Raw genomic sequence first — 5,984 nt, forward strand, 5'->3', positions numbered from 1 at the left:
ATGTAAAACAGTATCAAACTATTGCCCTCCTGGGAGATACGGGAATTTCTACCGGACCTCACGTTCACTTTGAAATTTGCAAAAATGGCCAGACGGTTGATCCTTCTCGCTATGTGGGTCGATAAATAGGAGACAGTAGTCAAGGAGGGAGTAACTTCTTTTTCTGATGGCCAAATCCCCCGAGGGGGAAGAAAGGAAAACCCCCGCCGTAAGTGGCGAGGGTTTTTTTTGCTATTCGCGGTTGACCTTACTGTTTACGGTCAGGAGTTTATCCACCAGTTCCTCCGGATGAGAGGAATAAACGATCTGTGATCTGGTCTGTTTTTTTATTACCTCCGCCATCTCTCTAAGCTTAGCCGTTATCCCACCTGTTCCTTCCAAAACCCCGATCAGCTTGCCTTCATCGTAAGCCATAGAAAACTCTCCCAGTGTTCCGGATCGGCCACCGACAATGATAACAATATCACAAGAACGGATGCAAATTACCTCCCGTCCCATAAGCCCGCTTCCCGTGTAAATCAACACATCTAAGTGGTCATACGGGGATTTATAGGCATCAATGTGTTCGGTAAGATTATGCGCCGGAGAGACGCCGATGGTCATCCCCCCGGCGGCTTTAGCTCCTTTGGTCGCTTCGTAGGGCAGCCCGGGACAGCCGCCGGTAAGAAGAATACAATCTTTTTTAGCAATCTCCTGGCCTAGACGGTAGGCAAGCCGACAAGCCTTCTCATCAAGCTTGCCGCTCGCTGAGCCCATTACGCCAATCTTTACTTTCATTTTTGAGCCTCTTTTGCCTTAGCCTCTTTAGCTTTTTCTACTACCTGATCCGTCTTAGCAATAGCATGATCAATAACTGAACGAAGGGCAAGTAGAATTTCACGCTTGGAATTGCCCAGATGTTCCACCATTTCCGGGGGGAGATAGTTAAGAATAGTATCTACAATCTTGTCCCGAATATCTTCACATTTGCACCTAATTTTCTCTTGAGCCTCACTTTTAGCCGGCATTTTGCTTCACCTCCTTTCCTAATCAAAAATCTAAAGGACAAATCTCTTAATTCTATCTTTCAAACCAGGACCTAAATGCCTATGAACTTCTATTGCTGCCCCAATTATTTGCTCTGTAAGTGCTTTTTCTAAAATCGTTCTCCGTGTCTCTGTGTCTCTGTGGTGAACGATTACTACTTTTCCACGATCGTCTCTTTTATCTTTATCCCAAAGTGACGGCCGGCCTCTTCCGTATAAGTCAAGACCTCATCTCCTTCTTTCAACTCCACAATAGAGACGGCCTTTCCTTCTGGGCTGGTCAATCTTATGGTCTCGGCATTCTGAAGGATAAGGGAGACAGTCTTTCCCTGGGTCTCGGCTTCAACCAACATCAAAGGCCGCCTTTCCACCTTGGCCCTGCCACAGATAGCCGGTTCCGCCGACCCTTGGTAGTTTACAATCAATACCTCATCGCCTGACTTCAGTTCGGAAAGATACCTTGTCTTTCCCTCGGGCGTTAAGGTGTAGGCATGGACCCCACCGGCATTTACCCTGAATGGCCTTGGCTCAACATAAGGATTGGAAATCGATTCAGAGTGGACCAGAAACATCGCTGAACTGCTGTTACCCACCAGAATCCCTTCCCCTTCCGTCATATGGGTGCAAGTATCAATACAGACCCGATCGCCCATTCCCAGTGGTTTTATCTTGCTTATCCTGGCTTTGGATAGGCTGATCTGGTGGGAACTTTGGACTATCTTCATGCATTCCTTTATCTCATTAGGGTCTGAGGTGGAAAGGAGTATACCATCAACGCCTTTCTCCAATATCTGAAGGGCGGTCCTGGCCTCATCTGCCTCTTTAACCTCTACGATTAGCCCCTCTGTCTGGGCGATGAGATTCTCCAGGGGAATTATGGTCCAGTCCTTCATTCTGAGGATAAGGGTCTTAGATTTTGACAGTCTCAGGGCCTCTTCTTCATCCTCCTTGCTATTTATCTCAAACTCAATGACCTCTTCCCCTAACTTTATATCTCCATCACCGGCAATAGTCTTTATAATTCCCAACCCTTTTACTTTCTCGGTATAACCATCCGGGACCATAACCGCCTCTGCCCCACTTTCAAGGGCACAGGTGACTATCTCTTTTTTCCAAGGGACAACCTTTACCCATACCTTCTTGAGTTTCGAGTTCATGGCCTTTCCTCCTCAACTTCCGTCTTCTGATCTCCTCGTAGTTACTCAAAACCTAACCGTTCAGCCACAAAGCCATTAAGCCATGAAGAGAATGACAGAATAGCACACGGATGACACAGATTTTGGCGGATTCTCACGGATTTTTTCTAATAAATTTTTATCCGTGTCAATCCGTCTCATCCGTGTAATCCGTGTGCTATTATTGGTAATCTTTGTGTCTTTGTGCCTTAAGGGCTGAATAGTTACAAAAATTTCCCCTCAACTTTCATGTAGTTACTCAAAACTAAGTTACTTATCGCCGAGGACCACTGACAGCTAACTAAAGCAGCTTCTTTGCCTCCTCAATGCTGCTTCCCTTGTGAACCATACTACTTATGGCCCGGACTATCCTATCCGGATGCTTATGTTGAAAGGCGTTTCTTCCCATAGAGACCCCGGCTGCTCCGGCTTCTAATGCCCCTTTGACCATTTCCAAAAGGTCTTGATCGCTCTCCATCTTCTCGCCCCCAGCGATAACCACCGGGACAGGTGTTCCCTCAACCACCTCCCGGAAGGTCTCTGGTGAGCCGGTGTAATTGACCTTGACCATATCTGCTCCAAGTTCAGCCCCCACCCGAGCGGCATGTTTAACGTAACGAACATCAAATTGATTCTCGATTTTCGGCCCTCGGGTATACATCATAACAATGAGAGGTATTCCCCATTCAGAGCACTCTTTGGAAACTTCTCCTAAATCACGAAGCATCTGGCCTTCGGTGTTGGCCCCAAGATTTACATGCATGGATACGGCATCTGCCCCAAGTTGGATGGCCTCTTTGACCGTACAGACACAAACCTTGGCATCCGGATCAAGTCCTAAGGAAGTGCTGGCCGACAGATGCACAATAAGTCCAATATCCTTTCCGCTTTCCCGGTGTCCTGAAGCCACTATCCCCTTATGTAAAATGATGGCATTAGCCCCTCCCTCCACGATTAAATTGACAATCTTCCGCATGTCAGTAAGGCCCTTTATAGGCCCCAGCGTGGTTCCATGATCCATAGGGATAATAACGCTCTTGCCTGACTCCCGATTCATTATCCGTTCCATCCTGACTTTTTTCCCAATCATTTATTCACGCCTCCTTTTTCTCTCCGTATTGTCAAAAATTTGTAACCGTTCAGGGGGATAGTACTGGATCAATTTTTTCAGACTTTCAGGGGTTGAAACCGCTAAAACGCTTATGATTCTGGATGTTATCCTCTCTGTAACACCCTGATAAATCAGGGTGCTAAACTCAATAAACATGAGAATAGCACCCCGATTTATCGGGGTGAATGGGGAAATACTAATAAACCAAAGCAACCGCTTTAGCGGTTTAGTGGCTGAACGCTTACCAATATTTCTTTTATTCTCTTGCAAAATGCCTTTGATTTTAAGGCAGCGACCTCTACTTCATCCTTTGTAAGCCAACCTTCATAGAAATTTGTATGCAGGGCAGAAGCAAGAATAAATGCCTCCTTTAAGGCAATTTCATTTTCTTCAGAAGAGAGTTTAGAGGCCGCCTCAAATAGCCAGGCATGACCATTGTGACGGATGCCCTTACTTGTTGCCCATGCCTTTAACATTTGGGTTGCAGACCCCCAGTATTTCTCTCCTGCCTGTCGCAAATCACCCCCTTCAAACTCCTTCTCGCCTTGCTGTAGGTGTCTCTCTGCCTGCTCTATGTAGCGGTGTACATTATTGTTATTCCCTTTCCTCATCTTCTTCCTCCTTATACGCCCCTCTCTCTGTTAACTGATGAATAAGACTATAATGCCAATTTGACATTACCTTTCTCTTCTTGATTACGGATTTGCAGCAATGCCTCCAGTTCAGTAAGCACCCGAAGGTCTTTTGGTCGAGCTAATGACTTCTTTGCCTTTATTAGCCCTTCAAGAGTAAGCACATAGCATTTAATACCATAAGGCTCCAATATCTCAGAGTACTTGAGTAGATTATCATAATATCCTAAGCCCTGGACTTCACCAAGTAAATCTATATCTCCAACATCGGTCGAAAGGGTGAAGTTTAAGCCATTTTCAAGGGTTTTGGCATCGAAGGTAAATGGTAAATCCTTGGGAGCGCCTCTTAAGGTCGGATGGAAGTTGGATAATGCCTTAGCCAGGTTTTCCAGATTATCTTTATCCCGCGCATAACATATATCCAGGTCAAATGTCAAGTTTACCGACCCTTGAGCAATAGCGGCCAGGCCACCTATCACGATGTATCTTACACTGTGATCTTCTAAAATGCCGAGAATTTTCTTAATGTCTAACATCTGGGCGCTCTTTTTTCTGTTTGGCCCTTCTTAATTCCTCTGCAAAATTTAACCATTGTATAAAATTTTCTAGCCGTTCAGTTGGTGTTCGCCGGAGGTTTTCATATAAAAGGGTAAGGTCTATGCCTTCTTTCTTTGCCTTCTCAATCGCATCCATAGTCTTATCCTCAAAAACTGATGAACTCAAAACTCGGAACCCGAAACTTTTTTATTATATTACCCCGCCACCTTTGCCTTATCCGCGAGAATTATAGACACACCGCGAAAATAGACACCACCGATTACACAGATTGTATGTATTTGTGTAATCGGTGGTGTCTATTGGTGGCGGCTTTGCGGCGCTATGGTATCCAGTAATCCGATCTAACCTTGTTTCGGAGGATGGTCTCGGCGTCAAGTCCCCTGATTCGAGCCAGATTAACCAGATGGAAGAGGAGGCTCCCCAACTCCTTTTCAGCTTCATCTTTCCCCAGGGAATTTTCCTTGAAGGCCTTCCAGCCTGCCTCCACCTGACAAACCGCCTCTTCAGGGTCATTGCTAATTGAGTCAAACCGCCCCAGCTTGTCCTGGACTCGTCTGGCCAGTAGAAGCGACGGAAGATGCTTGGGGATGCCGGCCAGGGGAGATTGCTCCGAGGAGGACTTACCTTTTTTCTCGGACAGCTTTATTCGCTCCCAGTTAGCCAAGATCTCGTTGACATCCTTGACCTTAAGTCCGGCAAAGACATGGGGATGGCGGCGGATAAGCTTCTCACATGCCTCCTCCAGGACTTCTGTTATAGTAAAATCTCCGGACTCAGCCGCCATCTGGGCTTGAAAGATCACCTGAAGAAGAAGGTCGCCCAGTTCTTCCTTAAGTTTCTCCTGATCATTTTCCTCAATGGTTTCAATCACCTCATAAGCTTCCTCAATCAAATAAGGAGCGGCTGAGGCAGGCGTCTGCTGCTTATCCCAGAGACATCCCTCATCGCTCCTGAGTTTAGCCACCATATTAACCATGCGGGTAAAAGAGTTTTCCATCGTTGCCTTTTAAACGGTCCCAGTTTACTGCTATACTACCTTATACAGGGATAATGCCTTTTTCTTTTAAAATTGCCACAAATTCATCATAGTCCAAAGGACATTGTAACCGTTCAGCACATGATGCTGGATGCTCGATGCTCGATGCTCGATGCTCGATCCTCGATCCTCAATGCTCGATCCTCGATCCTCGATGCTGGTAAAGGATCCAGTATCCAGCATCGAGCATCGAGTTTGTGCCTTAGTGGCTGAACGCTTACAGATATTCAATTCCTTCATACTTAAAATAGACATTTTTATGCTCTGTATGTTCTATATGAAGCCTCAACTTCGAAAACACACTGCGTATTTCTCTTTTATTGGCATCGTTTCAAATCGCTACTTGAGAAGGGAGAGATCGGTTTACACTTTTTGTTCTCCAACCGGAACACAAAAAAGTCCCAAACTGGCTTTCAGAGCGGGAAAAGGCTGTTTATGTTTGCTGCA

At 45.9% G+C, this 5,984-nt stretch carries 10 protein-coding genes; 2 read left to right on the forward strand and 8 right to left on the reverse strand.

From position 1 onward, the window contains the following. Positions 1–125, forward strand: a 125-nt coding sequence (locus tag AB1797_12590) for a M23 family metallopeptidase (protein ID MEW5768431.1), incomplete at its 5' end; no start/stop codon positions are given. A 106-nt stretch (positions 126–231) separates the two neighbouring features. Here AB1797_12590 and AB1797_12595 read toward each other — a convergent pair. The 8 genes from AB1797_12595 to mazG all read right to left on the reverse strand — a co-directional run bounded on the left by AB1797_12595 (position 232) and on the right by mazG (position 5,498). Continuing rightward, complete coding sequence (locus AB1797_12595; GenBank protein MEW5768432.1) at positions 232–777, reverse strand: hypothetical protein; 546 nt, start codon at positions 775–777, stop codon at positions 232–234. Next, a complete protein-coding gene (locus tag AB1797_12600; protein MEW5768433.1) occupies positions 774–1,007 on the reverse strand; it encodes a hypothetical protein in 234 nt (77 codons plus the stop codon). Before AB1797_12600 ends, AB1797_12595 begins: the two co-directional genes overlap by 4 nt. A gap of 173 nt (positions 1,008–1,180) precedes the next feature. Continuing rightward, a complete protein-coding gene (locus tag AB1797_12605) occupies positions 1,181–2,182 on the reverse strand; it encodes a 3-dehydroquinate synthase II (GenBank protein MEW5768434.1) in 1,002 nt (333 codons plus the stop codon). 319 nt (positions 2,183–2,501) lie between these two features. Beyond that, positions 2,502–3,290: a 2-amino-3,7-dideoxy-D-threo-hept-6-ulosonate synthase gene (locus tag AB1797_12610; GenBank protein MEW5768435.1), complete on the reverse strand. Its 789-nt coding sequence runs from the start codon at positions 3,288–3,290 to the stop codon at positions 2,502–2,504. Positions 3,291–3,529: 239 nt separating this feature from the next. Continuing rightward, positions 3,530–3,922, reverse strand: coding sequence for a PaREP1 family protein (locus tag AB1797_12615; GenBank protein ID MEW5768436.1), 393 nt, complete (start codon positions 3,920–3,922; stop codon positions 3,530–3,532). Positions 3,923–3,969: 47 nt separating this feature from the next. Then, positions 3,970–4,479, reverse strand: a complete 510-nt coding sequence (locus AB1797_12620) for a hypothetical protein (protein MEW5768437.1) — start codon at positions 4,477–4,479, stop codon at positions 3,970–3,972. Further along, positions 4,466–4,636 (reverse strand): hypothetical protein, encoded by a 171-nt coding sequence (locus AB1797_12625; protein MEW5768438.1) that lies wholly within the window; start codon positions 4,634–4,636, stop codon positions 4,466–4,468. The genes AB1797_12620 and AB1797_12625 overlap by 14 nt, the downstream gene beginning before the upstream one ends. 184 nt (positions 4,637–4,820) lie before the next feature. Further along, positions 4,821–5,498 (reverse strand): nucleoside triphosphate pyrophosphohydrolase, encoded by a 678-nt coding sequence (mazG, locus tag AB1797_12630; GenBank protein MEW5768439.1) that lies wholly within the window; start codon positions 5,496–5,498, stop codon positions 4,821–4,823. A gap of 130 nt (positions 5,499–5,628) precedes the next feature. On the opposite strand from mazG, the gene AB1797_12635 reads away from it, so the two are divergent. Then, positions 5,629–5,984: hypothetical protein (locus AB1797_12635; GenBank protein MEW5768440.1), on the forward strand; the 356-nt coding region annotated here is incomplete at its 3' end.

The sequence above is a fragment of the bacterium genome (assembly GCA_040753085.1).
GTDB lineage: Bacteria > UBA9089 > JASEGY01 > JASEGY01 > JASEGY01 > JASEGY01.

Bases quoted from the DNA above. Each gene is read 5' to 3' on its own strand.
- AB1797_12595 (MEW5768432.1), bottom strand. From the start codon at position 777: ATGAAAGTAAAGATTGGCGTAATGGGCTCAGCGAGCGGCAAGCTTGAT.
- AB1797_12600 (MEW5768433.1), bottom strand. From the start codon at position 1,007: ATGCCGGCTAAAAGTGAGGCTCAAGAGAAAATTAGGTGCAAATGTGAA.
- AB1797_12605 (MEW5768434.1), bottom strand. From the start codon at position 2,182: ATGAACTCGAAACTCAAGAAGGTATGGGTAAAGGTTGTCCCTTGGAAA.
- AB1797_12610 (MEW5768435.1), bottom strand. From the start codon at position 3,290: ATGATTGGGAAAAAAGTCAGGATGGAACGGATAATGAATCGGGAGTCA.
- AB1797_12615 (MEW5768436.1), bottom strand. From the start codon at position 3,922: ATGAGGAAAGGGAATAACAATAATGTACACCGCTACATAGAGCAGGCA.
- AB1797_12620 (MEW5768437.1), bottom strand. From the start codon at position 4,479: ATGTTAGACATTAAGAAAATTCTCGGCATTTTAGAAGATCACAGTGTA.
- AB1797_12625 (MEW5768438.1), bottom strand. From the start codon at position 4,636: ATGGATGCGATTGAGAAGGCAAAGAAAGAAGGCATAGACCTTACCCTT.
- mazG (MEW5768439.1), bottom strand. From the start codon at position 5,498: ATGGAAAACTCTTTTACCCGCATGGTTAATATGGTGGCTAAACTCAGG.